The organism is Bacillus sp. IBL03825 (genome assembly GCF_024712505.1).
Lineage (GTDB): Bacteria > Bacillota > Bacilli > Bacillales > Bacillaceae_G > Bacillus_A > Bacillus_A wiedmannii.
Genome location: NZ_JAMXKE010000001.1, coordinates 3,406,483 through 3,424,462 on the forward strand (window position 1 = coordinate 3,406,483; position 17,980 = coordinate 3,424,462).

Consider the following 17,980-nt stretch of genomic DNA (forward strand, 5'->3'; position numbering starts at 1 on the left):
TTCCTCCAGTTAAATAATGAGACTTGATGCAATCCTTATCGAATAATTAGCGGAATAGATGTGTCTCCTGTTCTCCTTCAGCTTCCCATTTGGCAATTTCCTCTCTCACACGAGGGGCAACTTCTGTTCCAAGCAATTCTATGGCACGCATGACTTGATCATGTGGCATGGTACTTAATGGTACATACATCATAAAGCGTGTAATCCCTACATGCTTACGAAGATGGATGATTTTTTCGGCGACCGTATCTGGATCACCAACATACAACGCCCCTTCAAAACTTCGTGCAGTATCAAAGCTGGAACGATCATAATAAGGCCACCCCCGCTCTTTACCAAGTTTATTCATGCCTGCCTGAGTGGAAGGGAAAAATGTCTCTGCTGCCAATTCCGTATTCTCTCCAACAAATCCAATCGAATGAGACCCCACCTGAAGTTTTGATACATCATGACCAGCGTGAGCCGCCGCTTTCTTATATAGTTGTACAATTCGTGCAAAGTGCATTGGGCTACCACCAATAATCGCCAGCATAAGTGGTAATCCCAGAAAACCGGCACGGATAGCAGATTCCTGATTCCCACCGCTACCAACCCATATCGGTAAAGGATTTTGAACAGGTCTTGGATACACACCTAAATTATTGATTGCCGGTCGATGTCTGCCTTCCCAAGTCACTTTTTCGGACTGACGTATTTTGAGCAGTAGGTCCAAATGTTCTTCAAACAGTTCATCATAGTCCTTCAATTCATAACCAAACAGTGGAAAAGATTCGATAAAGGAACCACGACCCGCCATAATCTCTGCACGTCCATTTGAAATGCCATCCAGTGTAGAGAAATCCTGAAAAACACGCACAGGATCAGCTGAAGAAAGCACGGTTACTGCACTCGCAAGCCGTATCTTTTTCGTTTGTGGTGCCGCCGCTGATAGAACCATCGCTGGAGAGGATGCTGCATAATCCTCCCTATGGTGCTCACCAACACCAAACACATCAAGTCCTACTTGATCAGCAAGAACGATTTCTTCAACAACTTCACGCAATCGCTGTGCGTGACTTATCACTTCACCACTATGAACATCTGGTTTCGTTTCTACAAAAGACGTAATACCTATTTCCATTTGTTATCTCTCCTAGTCTAATTAGATTTTAAGTCAAAAAAATTAATCATTTCCTTTATGGAAGTAACATGTTTCTCATATTGGCTAACACACGTTTATTTCATAAAATCTTAACTCGTCTGGTCATAGCCCAAAAAAGAAGAGCGAAAGCACTGACAGAGGCTCCGAGTAAGGAAACCCCTCCCCAGCCAAAGTGTGCGTATATTTGAGTCGAAGCAATTGAACCACCAGCACTGCCGATAGAATAAAAAACCATATATCCAGCAGTAAGTCGACTCCGTGCTTCTGTATGCAATGGAAGAATCATGGTTTGATTCGTGACATGTATTGCTTGTACGGCCAAATCAAGTAGAATTATCCCTATCACTAATGCGATTAATGACTGCTCCATATAGCTGATGAACAACCATGAAATCAATAATAGAGCTAAAGCAATGCCTGTCGTTCGTTGTCCGTAACCTTGATCGGCCAATTTCCCTGCCCGTGCCGCAGCTAAGGCTCCAGCCACACCTACAAGACCGAATGCACCAATTGCACTATGAGATAGAGCAATTGGCGGTGTACTAAGTGGCAGTACTAGTGAAGTCCACAAAATGCTGAAATCAGCAAAAATCAGCATGGCTAGAACGGAGCGAACGCGTAACGTTCGTTCTTGAATAAATAAAGTAAGCACCGATCTAATCAACTGAGGGTAGGATAGCGATTTTACCTCGCGCTCAACATTGGGCAACATCTTTATAAACATAAAAACCATCAAAAGCATGAGCGCAGCAGAAAATAGATATACAGAACGCCATCCCACAACATCTGTTAATATACCAGCAAAAGTACGTGCAAGAAGTATACCAATAACAATTCCACTTGTTACAATGCCAACGACACGTCCTCTTTCTCTAGGGGAAGCGATGGTCGCTGCAAACGCCACGAGAGTCTGTGTCACAACTGCAAGCAGACCCACCAAAGCCATACCTGCGAAAAGTACCATGCTGGAGGAAGCAGTACCAACTATAACCAGAGCTGTTGTAGATAATAGCATCTGACCGACAATTAGATGTCGCTGGTTTAGCAAATCTCCAAGTGGTACGAGTAGCAGTAAGCCCACTCCATAAAAAATTTGTGTAACGGTAATAACAACACCAATAATGGAATGGTTAATACCAAACTCATTAGATAGTTGATCAAGCAACGGCTGTGCAAAGTAAATATTGGCAACAGACATTCCACAGGCAGCCGCAAACAATAATGCCAAAGCGTGAGACATGGATGGCTGTTGATTCAAATTAGGTTTTGTTATGGAAGATTTATGACTTATCTTAGTGTAGAGTGGATCATCTTCTATATTTGTCTCTGTTTTGAACATACCTTGACCTCCAATCACATTAGATTTTTAATCATAACATACCGTTCGGTACAATATGATTACTGGTAAATATAACTTAGCCTTATTCATTCTGTCAACGATTTTTACACTAAAGTTAATGTTACATTAACTTAATGGAGCTTAATTTGACATGAAGAATGGCTAATTATATAATAATTACATACTGTCTGGTAATTAAAAAAATAATTGTAATTACCTACACACCTATCCTAAAACAATTAATAAAATCAAAGTTTGAAGAGGAGAATTCTTAATGGCAAGAACCCGTGAATTTGATGAGGATCAAGTTTTAGATGCAGCAATGCAGTTATTTTGGGAGAAAGGATATGAGGCTACCTCATTAAGTGATCTTACTTCCAGAATGGGCATTCAACGTCCTAGTATTTATTCGACTTTTGGAGATAAGAAAGAATTATTTGAAGCCGCACTTCGCAGGTATACAATGTCTCGGGCCTCTGATATACGAAATAGGCTTCAAAGTCACTCCTCTGTAAAAGAGGCATTTTCTATTTTCTTTGCCGATGTCGTCAATGAAGAATACGCAGGGGATCTTAGTAAAGGTTGTTTTTGTATCAATACAATGGTTGAACTAGCACCTCATGATGAGAGATTTGAAATTTTGACCAGAGAACATCAAATGTACCTCGCCGTCATTTTTCAGGAGACGATCGAACGAGGAATCCAATCAGGTGAGCTGGAATTCAACACAGATGCAAAGTCTTTGGCACAGGCACTGATTGTAGCGTTAATCGGTCTAACGGTTATGATGAAATCTCGCCCCCAACGTTCATTTGTGGACAATGTAATAGCAGCGACGCTCACATTACTTAAGTGACATAATTGTATTTAAAAGTACGAAAACCATACCTTTATAGTGGGAACATCAAATCTCCATCAAGCTACAATTTTATAGTACCCCCAGAACGAAATTTTGTGCTAACTTGTAACAAAAATGCTCATTTTTTCATTTCGGGGTAATTCTGAATTCTTAAGTTGATGGGTATGAGGGAGCACCACATGCCCATCAACTCAAAATCTCATACCACCTCCAGAACGAAAATTTTATGCATGTTGCTCGTATTTATTGTTTGGGGATAAATCGTTCTTTAAGCTTGATGGCGATTTGGTGCTATCCCTAAAACATCTGGACTTTAATAGCCAACTAAAAAAACGCAAACAAAAAGACCTTTAATCAGTCGTTTTGTTTGCATTTCCTTTTTCTAAAACCACAGAAAAGATAAGTACTATAGTTAACACCATAATAAACCCAACTTCACTTCCATCACTTACAAAAAATGAATACAAAGTATAAATTAAAATTAATATTCCATAAATAACTTTGTGCAATGAACTCCTCCCTTTTTACCATATATTTTAGTGTAAAAATTTAATTCAAGCCCTATATTAAAATGAAAATAAAAAGCACCTGTGATATACACGTGCTTTTCTCTTGTCAATTTATCTATTTTCTTTTTATAACTCAAATTTCTTCGAATCGTACTTTTCTAGAGTTTGTTACAATTCATTTTGTTCATACGGAATATGTTTTTCTGTCTGTACATCTTCAACATTTTCTCCACCTGTTAATAATCTCCTGTACTTAAAAGAGTGCCCTGTTAATACTGCTGTAATCATTTTGTATTGCCCTCCTTTTGTTTGATTACTTGTATCATAAAACAAGTATCTGAAGTTGATATGTAGTTTATCTAGAGTGTATGTAAATTTAAAAAATCTCTAATAAAATGTTTATGTTGTAACGTTACCATCAAAACTAGTGCTTCAAACACCCTGATTTGAAGAGACAGTAACCCATATTCTAGCTTAAATTTCCACTACAGTTCTATATTGAGTAAAACCAGTTGATCCCTATAATATAAAAAGAGCACCACTTTTTGGATGCTCTTCGTTATAACTATATAGTATTTAATTTCCTTCTTTTGTTGGTACCATTTTTCCTTCTTGAGAACCTGTACCTTCTGTTCTTTCAACAGTTTTTGCATCTCCATTAGGAGTTGCTGGCACTGCATCTTTAGGTACATCAAAGTTTTGTGAGAAAGACGTTGTTCCATCTGCACTCCGTGTAATTACTTGATTTGAACTATCTTCATTTGATTTTAAATTGTTCATTTTCGCATCATCTGCACCTACTGCACCCCCAGCTACCAATCCTGTACTTAAAAGTGCTCCTGCTAATAATGTTTTAATCATTTTTCATTACCTCCTTGTTTTGTTTGGAACTACATTTAGCATAAGACAAGAATCTATAGTTGATATGGACTGTATCTGGAGATTATGTAAAGAAAAATAGATGATCAGTTGTATATCCTAATGGGTGCTTAGGCAAGATTGAAACTTAATATGAGTTTGATAATTGAGTTACCCTTCGTTTTTGGGTGTAAGGTTTTTGGCTGGGGTGAAGTGAAGAGCTAACCTTTTCTAATTTGAAACATTTACAAATAAAGCGTGATAAAAATATGATGATTATCCCTTATGTTACTCCTTGTACTAAAGATAAGATTGAATTCTCCGATCTTATCTTTTTTGTTTGTAGAAATTTAATGCAAAAAAACAGAATCCTTGTAATAAGGATTCTGTAACAAGAAATGACAGATATATATCAATAAAAAGAGTTACTTATATTATAATTTAAAATGCAACAAACACCTGCAATTTTTGTTCAAAACGCCAATGTTTTTTAAGACTTTCTCCACATCTTTAAACTGCAATTCTTCCGTAGAACCTTTCAACGCTGTCGTAGATGAAGTTCCACCCGTAATCACTTGTGCCACTTCATCAAAGTAACCTGTTCCGACTTCGCGTTGATGACGCATAGCAAAATAACCATGCTCTTCTGCTGCAAATTCGGCCTGTTGTAATTCAGAATACGCTGCCATACCACGTTCTTTATAGCCGCGTGCTAATTTCTTGGTCCATAACATCTACTATTTAGTTGTAGGTAAAAAATTTCATTTTAATATGTGGTCTTCCATTATTATATTTAGTATCGTATTTATTCCGGGTTTCTCGTATATGTTGAAAAAGGGTCCAGATATACTTATTAATGATTAAACCAATAGTACTTATCGTAGGCGCTACCATGATCTGGTTGGCGTCTTGTTTGTTGTTAAGGAAAGATAACAAAACAAAATTTCCTTAATCACAAGGCTTTAAAAGTAACCTATCCATAGTGATACTACAGCAACTACTAACAAAGCAAAACAAATTGTGATATTTCGAACCCACTTTTGTATATCATCAAAATACCGTTCTATAAATATAGCGTAAATATAAACCATAAGAAATAGAACAACGAAAGTAAAGGAACCCAATTTATCGTTAAATTTTTCATTAGTAAATGTGCTTACATGAAGGAATAGAAAAACAAACACTACTATGAATAACTCAAATATCCTTTTTTTATTCACCCTGCCACTAACTTACATTAATTCCCTTTTATTCCATTTTATCAGAACATAATGTGTAGCAGCATATGAATAATTTATTTATGTCAAAAAGACCAACAATTTAATATTGTTAGCCTCTACTTTCCATATTCGTACCTTTTATCACTTTACTTCCTAACAACTGGAATCCACATTTCACCAAATACTAAACCGTCTCTCTGCCCCATCTCAACCATTGTATTCGGTCCACCAACATAGGCAAAATCTTTTGCATCTGGTAAAGCTTGACCGAAGGCGATGCCAGTCAACTTATTACTTAGCTCTTCAGCCGTTTTGTCTTCCCCTTTCACTACTAAGTATTCTCCCTTCGGAAACTGGATCACTCTAGATTCTTCTTCTATTTGTGCTTCTGTCATGACACCAGCATAATACATCATCTTATTATTCACCGCTTCGCTCACAGAAAAAATATATTCGTTTGTAGCTAAAGCTTTTAATCTGTCCAACCTTCCATCTTCTTTAACAGCTGACCAAAAGTCTTCTTTTTCTTTATTTATTCCAGCAAAGTTTGTATAGTCACTCTTAATTTCAGTTCCAATACCTAACACAATAAAGCTATCTTTTTCTTCAATCGTATAATTTTTCATATTCAAAACCTTCCTTTTTTTAAAATGAATCAAACGATTTATCTTTTCATCTGATACGTTTATAATATCCTTAAATCATGTCAAAAAATGATACTGTTTAGGAGACTCCAATGAAAAAAGTTGAACGGATTAATACAATTATGCGGTATATCAACAATCGCTCCCACTTTACGATTACTGAAATCATGCGAGAATTTAACATATCACGATCGACAGCTATTAGAGACATTAGAGACATTGAAGCTATGGGCATGCCACTTGTCGCTGAAGTTGGAAGAACTGGTGGATATTTTGTCATGCATAATTCTATCCTGCCCGTTGTTCGCTTTACTGACAATGAAGTCAAAGCTCTTTTTATTGCCTTTATGGCTACAAGAAATCAACAACTTCCCTATTTAAAAAGTCGCCAATCTTTAGCCGAAAAACTACTAGGACTCATCTCAGAAATCCAGCAAGATGACCTCGTTCTTTTAAATCAACTCTTGCTTTTTGAAGGGACTAACCCTCATAATCCCGATCTACTTGAGCTTTCTGACCTACCCCACCCTATGTTAGAAAAACTCATCCAAATCCTTCTTTTGGATAGACATTTATTGATTACCGTCAAAGAAGAAGAAGAAGAAATCAAGTCTTACCCAATTTATCTATTACACCTTTATCAAGAAAAAAGCCATTGGATCATTGAAGGGTTCGACTTAAAAGAGGAAAAGAAGATGATGTTTCCTGTCGATGACCTCATCAATACCGAACCGTACACGACGAAAAAGAGGTTAAATAAGAAACAGATTTTAGAAAAACTCAATAAGAAGGACGAAGCAATTAACCTTGTACTTGAACTTGGTCCAAAAGCGATTGCCCAGTACAAAAAATACCATCCTTTAAAAATTTCAATTTCTTATACAAACCCTTACCAATCCACAGCCATTTTAAAAACATTTATCGATGTTAACAATTCCGATGAAGTGACAGAGATAACACATTGGCTACTTTTCCTAGGGAAAGATATTACAATCAGGGAAATGCCTGAAGAAATATTAAACGATTTACAAGAGCGGTTAGGTTTATATTCTCCATAAGCAGTGATTGGTTAAACCTCAAAATATTGAGTTTAATTCGTTACCTGTTGCCCATATTTTTTTACCATGAGAGCACAATACATAATAAAAGCACGGAAAATCTTCCCGTGCTTTTTCAAATATATATAATTTCGGATGACTTAATTCACTTACCCTAACTGACGTTTAAATGCTTTACTAGCTAAAAAGTAAGAGATGATCATGATACCTACGCACCAAGCGAGTGCAGTCCAAATATCGTTGCCAACAGTCCCTTCATATAATAGGGCACGAATCGCATTCACGATTGAAGTTACAGGCTGATTCTCAGCAAACACACGGACAATTTTAGGCATCGTTTCGGTAGGTACGAAGGCCGAACTAATAAATGGAAGAAAAACGAGTGGGTACGAGTACGCTGTCGCCCCTTCCATAGACTTCGCTTTCAGCCCTGGAATGATAGCTAGCCATGTTAGCGCTAACGTAAACATACCCAGTATTCCCGCTACCGCAAGCCAATCTAGCATATTTGCACTAGAACGAAAGCCCATTAAGAGCGCAACAAGAATAACCACCACGATAGTAAGTACATTAGCAACAAGAGAAGTTAAAACGTGAGCCCACAATATCGATGAGCGCTTAATAGGCATCGTAATGAAACGTGCCATCAGCCCACTCTTTACATCCGTAAACAATCGTACAGAAGTGTAAGCCACGCCGGATGCGATAGCCATTAACAAAATTCCCGGCAATAAATAATTAACGTAGTTATCCGTTCCAGTCTTTATAGCCCCGCCAAACACGTAGACAAACAATAACATCATCATAATCGGTGTAATTGCTACTGTAATAATTGTATCCGGACTACGCATAATATTACGCATTAAGCGCCCTAGTAATACCCCTGTTTTGCTTTTCATTTACATCTCCTCCTTTTTACCGATAATCGCAAGAAAAATTTCTTCCAACGTCGGCTGCTTCTCGATATACTCTACTTTTGCTGGCGGGAACATCTCTTTCAGTTCTGTAAGAGTACCTGTCGTTATGATTTTTCCGCCATGCAAAATAGCGATACGGTCCGCCAGTTGTTCTGCTTCCTCCAAGTACTGAGTCGTAAGTAAGATCGTTGTGCCACTGCCGGCAAGTTCCTTGACTGTATCCCACACTTCGATCCGCGCTTCCGGATCAAGTCCAGTCGTTGGTTCGTCTAGAAAAATAACTGCTGGCGCCCCAATCAAACTCATCGCGATATCAAGTCGGCGCTTCATCCCGCCTGAATACTGGTCTGCCCTCTGGTTGGCCGCATCAGTCAGGCTAAATCTTACAAGTAGATTATCAGCAACTTGCGCGGGATTGGAAACACCACGTAACTTAGCAATCATTATCAAGTTTTCCCTTCCAGTAAGCATGCCGTCTAAAGCTGCGAACTGTCCTGTCAAACTGATGCTTTGACGAACATGATCTGATTGACGTTGGACGTCAAAACCGCAAATACTTACTTCACCATCATCTTGTTTCATTAGCGTTGAAAGGATGTTGACCGTTGTCGTCTTTCCCGCTCCATTTGAGCCTAGCAGCGCGAAAATTTCGCCACGCTGCACCTCAAAATCCACTCCCTTTAAGACTTCTTTATCTTTAAAAGATTTTTTTAACCCTTTTACAGAAATTGCTGCATTGCTCATACTTTTTCCCCCTTATTAAAATAGGTTACCTATAACCTCTATTTAGTATCACTGATAATCTGTATTACTTAGTAGCGGTTTAAAAATATAACTGAATAGCGATGGTGGCAATTTACATTTGTAACCAGCTAATCAGTCGGTATTACTAATTGCATTTATTTTTTTCTCAATTTCTTCATAATACTTTCATTCAAATCTTCACGATACTTAGAGACATACGTTTTAGCGTTTGCCACTAGTTCATCAGCAAAGGATGCTACGTCCTCCCCAGTAATGTCAAGCACTTGTCTACCTTCCGCTGCACCAGCTTCAAACAAATCGATTAATTCATACTGTATGTGCAGCATATCCATTCCATTACCCGCTGAGAAATTCCACATGTAGTTTTGAATTTTCTTAAACACAAACTGATAATCTTCCGGTAGTGCTCCAACACGTGCCATCATCATTTTGTACTCTTTTTTATCACCGATTAATTTTTTAAACATTTCCAACATCTTATTTTCCTCCTTTTTTATAAAGCAGAACAAGAAATTCTCCAAATATGAGCCGGAACATTTTATTTTATGAGGCTAGTTTGACTTCAAGACGTTAATTTTTGAAGAAACGAAATCCCATTTTTCCCAAAATAATTCAAGCTCCTGACGGCCATCATCATTTAATGAATAAAACTTACGAGGCGGTCCCATATCTGATGGTTTCTTTTCAATATTCACAAGCTTTTTCTTTTCTAATCGTACGAGGATAGTATAAACCGTCCCTTCCACAACCTCTGTAAACCCAAGATCATTCAGGTGGCGGGTAATCTCATAGCCATACGTTTCACGGCGACTAATGATTTCCAGCACACACCCTTCCAGTGAACCTTTTAGCATTTCAGTTAAATTTTCCATGTCCTGATCCTCCTTTACCCCCTATTCTGTCTGACTTATATTCAGTATCACAGAGTACTAAGGCGAATTTTTACTGAATAGCTTCTGAGTAAAACCACACTATTCAGTATTACTTATTACAACTACATTGTATGACTAAGTAGCTATAGATGTCAACTGATTTTCAAATTTTTTCTAAAATCCGCTATTACCTATTGTTTACTGAAAACATTTTGAGAAACAACACTACTCAGTATCACCTATTACTTCTACATTGTATGACTGAGTAGTTGTAAATGTCAACACGATTTTTATATTTTTCTAAAATCAACTATTGCCTATCAGATACAGCCGATTTTCTTTTTAAAGAAATTTCACCATATACCTATCCGGCCAAGAAAAGAAAATACCCCGAAACAAATATTCTACATTTTTGTTTTGGGGCGCTATAGGTTAGCTCTTCTTAATAAGACAGATCATCCTTTTGTTACGATAACATCATATCCATATCTTCCGCTGCAGTTGTAATTAGTTTTAAACCGAATGTTTCTTGTAATACATCAAGCACGCCAGGTGAAATAAATTCAGGTGCCTTTGGACCGATACGAATATCTTGAATTCCAAGACTAAATAGCCCAAGTAAAATAGCAACCGCTTTTTGTTCAAACCATGATAAGACAATACTTACTGGCAATTCATTCACTTCACATTGGAAAGCATCTGCTAAAGCGGCCGCTATTTTCACTGTAGAAATTGAATTATTGCATTGTCCTAAATCAATGTAACGCGGAATCTCCGTACCAGGTACAACACCATAACTCACATCATTAAAACGGAATTTCCCGCAAGAAGTTGTTAAAATAACCGTTTCTGGCGGAAGCGACGTTGCTAATTCACGATAATATTCTCCGCCTTTTCCCGGAGCATCACAACCTGCGATGACAAAGAAACGCTTAATCTTTCCTTCTTTTACTGCATTAATAATTTCCGGAGCTAATGATAATACTGTATTATGATGAAACCCTGTTACTAACTGCTCATCCGACTCCATATGTACTTCTGGAAGTTCAAGCGCTTTTTGAATCAATGGTGCAAAATCATCATTTTCAATTTTTTGTACACCCTCTAAACCGGCAATATCATATGAAAAGAATCGATCAGAGTATGACCCTTTAATTGGCATAACACAGTTCGTTGTCGCTAATATAGCACCTGTAAATTTTTCGAAAAGACGTCGTTGATCATACCATGCCTTACCGATGTTTCCTTTTAAATGTTTATATTTTTTTAGCTGCGGATAACCGTGTGCTGGTAACATTTCAGAATGCGTATAAATATTAATTTCTTTTCCTTCTGTTTGCTTTAATAACTCTTCTAACGCAAATAAATTATGACCAGTAACTACAATTGCTTTACCTTCTACATGGTTTTGTGTAATTTGAACGGGCTCTGGAACACCAAAGTGATTCGTATGCGCCCCATCTAACAACTCCATTACTCGTAAAGCCGATTTCCCTACTTTCATAGCCATATCAATATGTTCTTGTTCATTAAAGTTGGAATTTGTTAATGTCATATACAGTGCTTCTTGCGTCGTAGCATCTACAAATGCATCGGTATACCCTAGCTGAGCAGCATGCGTACGATAAGCTGCAATTCCTTTTAGCCCAAACACAATCGTATCTTGTAAACTTGCTATTGTTTCATTTTTACCGCAAACACCTATTACTTTACATCCGCCTGTTGGCGTTTGTTCACATTGATAACAAAACATGATCATCCCACCCTCTCCCAATCATTCCTTACAAACTAAGCATAATATCCGGTGAGATAAAAGGATGTGATATCAATCACAATACTAAGTATAAATTTGTGACAGTTCATATTGTTGACATAATATTTTTATTGACACCAAAAAAACATTACATAATCATATTGTTCAGGTTTTCAAATATCTAAACTATTGCTGAATCACATATAAACTAGAAAGTTAACAGAAATAGACATACAAAAACGCTATTCTTTCTTTTTATTATTCAACTGAAAGAATAGCTTTTTTTCATTTTGAAGAACTATCAATTTTTTGATTAAAGATTTTATGAAAAATCACTTTATTTACAATACATTTACACTATCTTAACATTACTTACATTATTTATATGATATATTTATATAGAAACTACTTAAGAAATTTCATGTACATTACAATCTTTATAATCTCTTATCTAATTAACAAGAGATTATGTTATATTTTCATACCAGGGGTGAATTAGGATGACTGAAACTTTAAAAACACTTATAATGCTTGATATTACTTACGTTGTTATAGCAATTATGACGGTACTGGTATTTGTATACTTGGAATTAAAATCTCAGTAACGTATGCAGGCATAATTGATAGCTTCGCATTTAAATATAGTTAGAAGAAAGCGAGGAGAAAATTGTTTCTCCTCGCTTTTATATTCCCACAGTTTCTTATTTCAACAAATCCAATGTATGTAAAAGTAATCCTCTGTCCCCTACTTCTCCATGACCAGGCACTACTGCATTTATGTTTCCATATCGCTTCAGCACATTTTCAATCGATGTAGACCATTCATTTACATAAGCATCAGCAACGTTTCCTAAATCTTTAGCTTCCGCAGATTTCACTAAACAACCTCCAGCTAAAATTTTATATTGCGGTAACCATACGACAATATTATCTTCTGTATGTCCTTTCCCTGGATAGAACGTTTCTACTTTCATATTTCCAAACTTTAATTTCGTAATGGTTTGTAAGTCTCCAAGTGGTTCCTCATATCCATTTTTCTTTGCTAGTTCTGCAGTCAATGCCGTACTATGCGCTTTAATGCCTCTTTCTTTCAACGTTTTTATTCCGCCAATTCGATCAGCGTGCGCATGTGTAATAATGACATCCGTTACGCGCTTCTTAAATTTCTTTTCTACCATCTCTATTAATTCCTTCGTTAACTTATCATCCCAAGAAGAATCGACTAGTACTAACCCTTTAGAAGTAGTAAGAACTAGACCGTTCGAAGGAACTGCTTCTCCGTTAAAGTAACCTAACTCCGTATGAACCCATACATTTTTGTTTAACTGAGAAATTGAAATAGTTCCTGTCTCATTTTTTATTACTTTTTGCTCTAGCTTTTGTTCCGCTTTCACAGAAGAAATTGTACTAACAAATTGAGTTATTCCTAGTAAACTAACACATACCCCTAATTTTAATAATGTATTTTTCATTTTCTCCACCCTTTCTTTCAAACGAAATAGTTATTACCTATATTAGACAATTCATTTCAAATGTTTGTTCCATCTTTTCTTACATATTTTTCATACCATTAATAAAAAGCGCACAAAATTTTGTGCGCTTTAATTATATTTTGTTAAATTATAACATTCATATTATAATTTATTTATAACTCTTTAACGGAGGTGTTTTCAATGACTCTCTTCGCTTCCCCATCATTATTCATACTTGCAATCATTTCATTTGCACTAGCCTATTTCATCGGAGTAAAACAATACACTTGGCTCTTATCAGGATTCAATGAACGCTGTGTACCAAATAAAGTAAAGTTATCAAAAATAGTTGGTCTTTATAATTTAACTGCCGGTGTTATCGCCACAATTGGTAGTGTCTTCCTTACTCCTAATGCAAAAATCGTATTTCCTATCATTATAATTGGGCACGTTATAATCGCTGCTTATGTAAATACACGCATGGTGCAATGAAAAAAGACCACCCAATCGGATGATCTTTTTTATAATTTATCAACATATTGCTTCGCTTCTAATAAGGAAAACCCGAAAGCCTCTCTTACTCTCTTAACTGCTGTAACTGTTTTTCCTTCTTCCATAAGCTGGCGCAACTCTTTATTAATTTCAGGTTCTCTATCTATAATTCCCATTTCTTTCGTAATTAGCTGTAATCTATCTTCCATCCGCTTTAAACGGGCATCTGTTTTCTTTTCGATTTTATTTAATTTTTCAACGATATAAATAAATCCAAAGACCGCTATCGGTATGATCATCCAAAATTCCATGACTATCCCTCCTATTAGCTTTCATTTGTTTTATTTCACTAACTTATGTAAATTTTACCACAAAACACATTTAATGTATAACAGTAATGTGCAACATTGTTGATACAACCTTTTATTTTAGGTGGACACTTTATGAAAAGATTTTTAAATACGCTACTACAATTTGTAGTTCTTTCAATTGCACTACATTTATTATTTGATATCGTTGGCTGGCTTGTTTTCAATGCGCCATTTAAAAATAAACAAATCATTATTTCCTTACTAACAACCTCATGGCTTATGTACATGTACCGAGACAAATTTTTTAAAACATTCACTTCGAATTAACTAAAAGAACTTCATCGATAAAAGATGAAGTTTTTTCTTTTTCTCTCATTCTCTATATAACATTTTTCGCAACAATTTTTATATGTTCTGGTGCGATAATCTCCGTTATACTTTCTTGAAAATCTTCCTGCAACATTTCTTCAATATGTTCTAGCTGCACTTCAACATGTGTGCATTCTAAATTATGTATATTTAAAAGTGCATAATGATCTTTTTTCTTAACTACTAAATATTGATTTTCCTCTGTTACAAGTATAGAACCTAACCGTACTCCTAATAGGCGTTGATCATCAAACTTCACAACAATTTCCCCCTTCATCACTATGTAATAAAATAACATTTTATGTAATCTATTCTTCATAAACTATATCACAATTTATTAAAATATAAATATCATATCTCTTTTACTAAAAACCCCTATTCTTTTATATATTTCGATACAAAAAACTTTCTCAACATAAAATTAGAATTTTCAGTTTTTATCCTTATGAAAATCTATTATAATAAAGTTAATAAATGTTTGACCTCTCCTAATTCATGTACATATGGATGATCAGTAGTTGCTGTTGCTACTGATCTATTTTTTTGATTTCAGAAAATAAATACGCTGCATCCTTTCCTACACCATAAATAAGTGCAGATCCCCTTTGAGATTGCCACGGCAAACCGATATAATATAATCCTTTTACTGGACTTATTCCTCTTACATGATTAGGAAATCCATTCTCATTCACTGCCTTTTCTATTTCAATCCATTTATAGTTCTGAATAAAACCAGTTGACCATATAATGCTTTCTGCACTATACGTGCCACCATTTTGAAACATAATATTATTTTCTGATGCACTAACCACTTTTTTCTCTAGTTTAATTACTCCATTACGAATAAGTTCCTTGCCTTCAAAACCAAAAATAGGATCCTTTCTCTTCTGAAACCATTTTCCCCTCTTAGTATTTACTTCGGCGTACAATAAACCCAATTTTTCTAGCCAATTAAAAATGCTTTTTCTAAAAAGATGTAACGGTAAAAATGTTAACGGATGACCGATAGACATTGTAACTTCATGAGTTTTTGCAAGTTCTACTGCAATTTGCATTCCTGAATTCCCGCCACCTACTACTAGTACTTTTCCTTTAGGAATTTGTGATGGTGATTTATATTGTGATGAATGTATTTGAAAAACATGCGATGATAGATGTTGTGAAAATGAGGGGATGTACGGTTGCTGAAAACCACCTGTTGCGAGAACAACCTTTTTTGCTTGTAAAATTTCTGTAGGAGTATGTAATTCGAATATCTCTTTTTCTTTCTTTATTTTTAAAACTTCGGTTTGCAATTGAACCGGTAATGTAAAGTACCTTGCATATTCTTCTAAATACGTTGCCATTTCATCTTTACATGGAAATCCCTTTCCTTCTCCTTTTACTATCATCCCTGGTAAACTACTATATTCCCTCGGTGTGAAGAGCTGTAAAGAATCATATCTGTTTCTCCATGAATCTCCAATTCGGTTTCCTGCCTCAAGTAATAAAAAATTATATCCTTTTTGCTTCAAGTAATATCCCATTGTTAATCCAGCTTGACCAGCTCCGACGATAATTGCATCTAACATCCTTTTCCTCCTTCTTATTTCATATGAATACATGCTCATTCGTTCATATGTTTTATCATACGATTTATTTTTCAATAATTCAATCTGTTTAACAAAATGAAAAGGAACAGTTCACTGCTTTATGAACTACTCTTCATTACATTTATTTAATACGCAATTACACTGCACTCTCTCTAAAAAATTTATATATTAATCCCTTCCGGCTCTATCATCTCTCCTCATAAAATACGATTCTATTTGAAAACGGATCAATTACAGTTAATTCGATTGTATCCCAAGGTGTTTTTTCTATATTTGGCTTCGAATAAGCATATTTTTTACTTAATAATATAGAATGATAATCCTTTACATTATCTATTTTGACCCGAATCGCACCGCCTGGCGAAGCATCCCCATGATGTTCTGATAAATGTATTACAGCATCATGTAACGAAATTTGTATATATAATGGCATATGTTCCTCATACCGATGTTCCCAATCCATTTTAAACCCTAAAAAATCTATGTAAAATCGCTTTGCTTTTTCAACATCAAAAATTCTAAATATAGGTGTAATCATTATAATCTCCTCCTATTTATAAACATCTGCCGCCAATTCCCTCAAAACATCCACGTTTACTACTTCAAAGCAACCATTGTTTTTCTTTATAATCTCTTTATCACAAAAAATATTTAATGTACGTAATAGGTGCCGATAACTCGTTCCTAACAATTCAGCTGTTTCCGTTAAATTCCCACTAAACACAATTCGATTTCCGTGCCGCACCGCTCTTTCCCCTGCTGCTAACATGTAACTCGCAAGTCTATTTTCAAGTGGATATAGTAAATTAATTGTACTATTTTTTGAAAGTCGATTTAACTTATGTGCTAACGATCCACAAATACATCGTAAAAATTTCGCATCATGAAATAGTTGATTTCTCACTTTTCCTAAAGGTAAACCAACACAATATGAATCTGCCATTACTTGTACATTTGAAGCAGTCTTTTGAGAATGAATTAACTCCACATCTCCTAACAGCTGCAAACTATCATAAAAACATAGCAATACAGATTTCCCGTTACTTAATGTATTAAACGCTTTCGCTTTTCCTTCAACGAAGAAAAATAAATAATCTATCTCTTCATTTTCTCTACAAATAAACTCATTCTTTTTAAAAAATATTAATTCCATATACGGTTTCATGTCATTACTAAAAAATGAATCAATATTATTTTGTTTCATATAATGTGCTAATTTAATTGAATTACATACTTTCTTCATAGTTCCCCCGCCTTTACAACTACTCCCCATTGTAATCAAAATTTTCTTCTTCCACTATGACATATGTCATAGTAATACACAATTTCAGCATGATACAGTCATTACAAATATGAAATACAAAGGGGATATTACATTGTATAACTTTCTTTCTGTCTTTATTGGTGTGCTCATCGCCGTTATGCTTCCATTGAATGGGATTTTATCTGAATTAATTGGCAAGTACACAGCGAGCGTTGTCATTCACCTTGTCGGTTTAATTGCAGTTATCATCATTTTAATCATAAACAAAAATAAAATTCATTTTGATAAAGGCATTCCACTTTTTTTATATAGCGCTGGAGCGATTGGAGTATTCACTGTTCTTTTTAATAATATAAGTTTCTCCGTCCTTGGTGCCTCTATTACGATCGCATTAAGTTTACTTGGTCAATCTATTGCTTCCATCGTTATTGATCATTTCGGCTTATTAGGAATGAAAGTTGCAAAGTTTGAAAAGAAAAAACTAATTGGATTATGTTTCATTTCTTCCGGAATTATAATCATGACAATTTATTAATGGAGGCAAG

The 17,980-nt window shown here is 35.5% G+C and carries 21 protein-coding genes and 2 pseudogenes; 5 read left to right on the top strand and 18 right to left on the bottom strand.

Annotation, left to right across the window (positions count from 1 at the left end; translation table 11 throughout):
- Positions 1-46: 46 nt before the first annotated feature.
- Together NHG49_RS17375 and NHG49_RS17380 are read right to left on the bottom strand one after the other, a co-directional pair.
- Complete coding sequence (locus NHG49_RS17375; RefSeq protein WP_149173726.1) at positions 47-1,120, bottom strand: LLM class flavin-dependent oxidoreductase; 1,074 nt, start codon at positions 1,118-1,120, stop codon at positions 47-49.
- A gap of 100 nt (positions 1,121-1,220) precedes the next feature.
- Positions 1,221-2,480: an MFS transporter gene (locus NHG49_RS17380; protein ID WP_064475924.1), complete on the bottom strand. Its 1,260-nt coding sequence runs from the start codon at positions 2,478-2,480 to the stop codon at positions 1,221-1,223.
- A gap of 274 nt (positions 2,481-2,754) precedes the next feature.
- Between NHG49_RS17380 and NHG49_RS17385 the strand changes: the two genes are divergently transcribed.
- Entirely contained in the window at positions 2,755-3,336 is a 582-nt protein-coding gene (locus NHG49_RS17385; RefSeq protein WP_002066413.1) for a TetR/AcrR family transcriptional regulator, read from the top strand.
- 353 nt (positions 3,337-3,689) lie between these two features.
- Here the strand turns inward: NHG49_RS17385 and NHG49_RS17390 are convergent, their stop codons facing one another.
- From NHG49_RS17390 to NHG49_RS17410, 5 genes and pseudogenes are all read right to left on the bottom strand, one after another.
- Positions 3,690-3,848 (bottom strand): hypothetical protein, encoded by a 159-nt coding sequence (locus tag NHG49_RS17390; RefSeq protein WP_002137521.1) that lies wholly within the window; start codon positions 3,846-3,848, stop codon positions 3,690-3,692.
- A gap of 582 nt (positions 3,849-4,430) precedes the next feature.
- Positions 4,431-4,709: pseudogene (locus NHG49_RS17395) on the bottom strand (hypothetical protein); the annotation flags it as partial.
- 509 nt (positions 4,710-5,218) lie between these two features.
- A pseudogene (locus tag NHG49_RS17400) lies at positions 5,219-5,425 on the bottom strand (isocitrate lyase); the annotation flags it as partial.
- Positions 5,426-5,668: 243 nt separating this feature from the next.
- Positions 5,669-5,926, bottom strand: a complete 258-nt coding sequence (locus NHG49_RS17405; RefSeq protein ID WP_098101905.1) for a DUF3963 domain-containing protein — start codon at positions 5,924-5,926, stop codon at positions 5,669-5,671.
- A gap of 146 nt (positions 5,927-6,072) precedes the next feature.
- Positions 6,073-6,552 (bottom strand): GyrI-like domain-containing protein, encoded by a 480-nt coding sequence (locus tag NHG49_RS17410; RefSeq protein WP_149173725.1) that lies wholly within the window; start codon positions 6,550-6,552, stop codon positions 6,073-6,075.
- 110 nt (positions 6,553-6,662) lie between these two features.
- On the opposite strand from NHG49_RS17410, the gene NHG49_RS17415 reads away from it, so the two are divergent.
- Positions 6,663-7,628 carry a helix-turn-helix transcriptional regulator gene (locus NHG49_RS17415; RefSeq protein ID WP_149173724.1) on the top strand — a complete coding sequence of 322 codons (966 nt, stop codon included), beginning with the start codon at positions 6,663-6,665 and terminating at the stop codon, positions 7,626-7,628.
- Between the two features lie 149 nt (positions 7,629-7,777).
- Here the strand turns inward: NHG49_RS17415 and NHG49_RS17420 are convergent, their stop codons facing one another.
- The 6 genes from NHG49_RS17420 to bla2 form a co-directional block, all read right to left on the bottom strand.
- Positions 7,778-8,527 carry an ABC transporter permease gene (locus NHG49_RS17420; RefSeq protein ID WP_149173723.1) on the bottom strand — a complete coding sequence of 250 codons (750 nt, stop codon included), beginning with the start codon at positions 8,525-8,527 and terminating at the stop codon, positions 7,778-7,780.
- The gene (locus NHG49_RS17425) at positions 8,528-9,289 is read right to left on the bottom strand and encodes an ABC transporter ATP-binding protein (protein WP_064475930.1); all 762 of its coding nucleotides are present in this window, start codon (positions 9,287-9,289) and stop codon (positions 8,528-8,530) included. It lies immediately after the preceding gene.
- Positions 9,290-9,444: 155 nt separating this feature from the next.
- Positions 9,445-9,786, bottom strand: a complete 342-nt coding sequence (locus tag NHG49_RS17430; protein ID WP_000891990.1) for a DUF1048 domain-containing protein — start codon at positions 9,784-9,786, stop codon at positions 9,445-9,447.
- Between the two features lie 75 nt (positions 9,787-9,861).
- Complete coding sequence (locus NHG49_RS17435) at positions 9,862-10,182, bottom strand: PadR family transcriptional regulator (protein WP_064475931.1); 321 nt, start codon at positions 10,180-10,182, stop codon at positions 9,862-9,864.
- Positions 10,183-10,648: 466 nt separating this feature from the next.
- Positions 10,649-11,935, bottom strand: coding sequence for a hydroxylamine reductase (hcp, locus tag NHG49_RS17440; protein WP_064475986.1), 1,287 nt, complete (start codon positions 11,933-11,935; stop codon positions 10,649-10,651).
- A 701-nt stretch (positions 11,936-12,636) separates the two neighbouring features.
- On the bottom strand, positions 12,637-13,407 hold the full coding sequence (bla2, locus tag NHG49_RS17445; protein WP_149173722.1) for a BcII family subclass B1 metallo-beta-lactamase: 771 nt from the start codon (positions 13,405-13,407) through the stop codon (positions 12,637-12,639).
- A 201-nt stretch (positions 13,408-13,608) separates the two neighbouring features.
- Between bla2 and NHG49_RS17450 the strand changes: the two genes are divergently transcribed.
- Complete coding sequence (locus NHG49_RS17450) at positions 13,609-13,899, top strand: DUF3784 domain-containing protein (RefSeq protein WP_149173721.1); 291 nt, start codon at positions 13,609-13,611, stop codon at positions 13,897-13,899.
- Positions 13,900-13,928: 29 nt separating this feature from the next.
- Here the strand turns inward: NHG49_RS17450 and NHG49_RS17455 are convergent, their stop codons facing one another.
- Positions 13,929-14,210 carry a hypothetical protein gene (locus NHG49_RS17455; protein WP_000397708.1) on the bottom strand — a complete coding sequence of 94 codons (282 nt, stop codon included), beginning with the start codon at positions 14,208-14,210 and terminating at the stop codon, positions 13,929-13,931.
- Between the two features lie 132 nt (positions 14,211-14,342).
- On the opposite strand from NHG49_RS17455, the gene NHG49_RS17460 reads away from it, so the two are divergent.
- Positions 14,343-14,537, top strand: coding sequence for a hypothetical protein (locus NHG49_RS17460; RefSeq protein WP_000819645.1), 195 nt, complete (start codon positions 14,343-14,345; stop codon positions 14,535-14,537).
- A gap of 52 nt (positions 14,538-14,589) precedes the next feature.
- Here the strand turns inward: NHG49_RS17460 and NHG49_RS17465 are convergent, their stop codons facing one another.
- From NHG49_RS17465 to yeiL, 4 genes are all read right to left on the bottom strand, one after another.
- Positions 14,590-14,838 (bottom strand): hypothetical protein, encoded by a 249-nt coding sequence (locus NHG49_RS17465; RefSeq protein WP_000666939.1) that lies wholly within the window; start codon positions 14,836-14,838, stop codon positions 14,590-14,592.
- Between the two features lie 268 nt (positions 14,839-15,106).
- Positions 15,107-16,150 carry a flavin-containing monooxygenase gene (locus tag NHG49_RS17470; protein ID WP_149173720.1) on the bottom strand — a complete coding sequence of 348 codons (1,044 nt, stop codon included), beginning with the start codon at positions 16,148-16,150 and terminating at the stop codon, positions 15,107-15,109.
- A 208-nt stretch (positions 16,151-16,358) separates the two neighbouring features.
- A complete protein-coding gene (locus tag NHG49_RS17475) occupies positions 16,359-16,709 on the bottom strand; it encodes a glyoxalase superfamily protein (RefSeq protein ID WP_149173719.1) in 351 nt (116 codons plus the stop codon).
- 12 nt (positions 16,710-16,721) lie between these two features.
- Positions 16,722-17,414, bottom strand: a complete 693-nt coding sequence (gene yeiL, locus NHG49_RS17480; protein ID WP_149173718.1) for a transcriptional regulator YeiL — start codon at positions 17,412-17,414, stop codon at positions 16,722-16,724.
- A gap of 109 nt (positions 17,415-17,523) precedes the next feature.
- On the opposite strand from yeiL, the gene NHG49_RS17485 reads away from it, so the two are divergent.
- Positions 17,524-17,970: a DMT family transporter gene (locus tag NHG49_RS17485; RefSeq protein WP_149173717.1), complete on the top strand. Its 447-nt coding sequence runs from the start codon at positions 17,524-17,526 to the stop codon at positions 17,968-17,970.
- Positions 17,971-17,980: the final 10 nt, after the last annotated feature.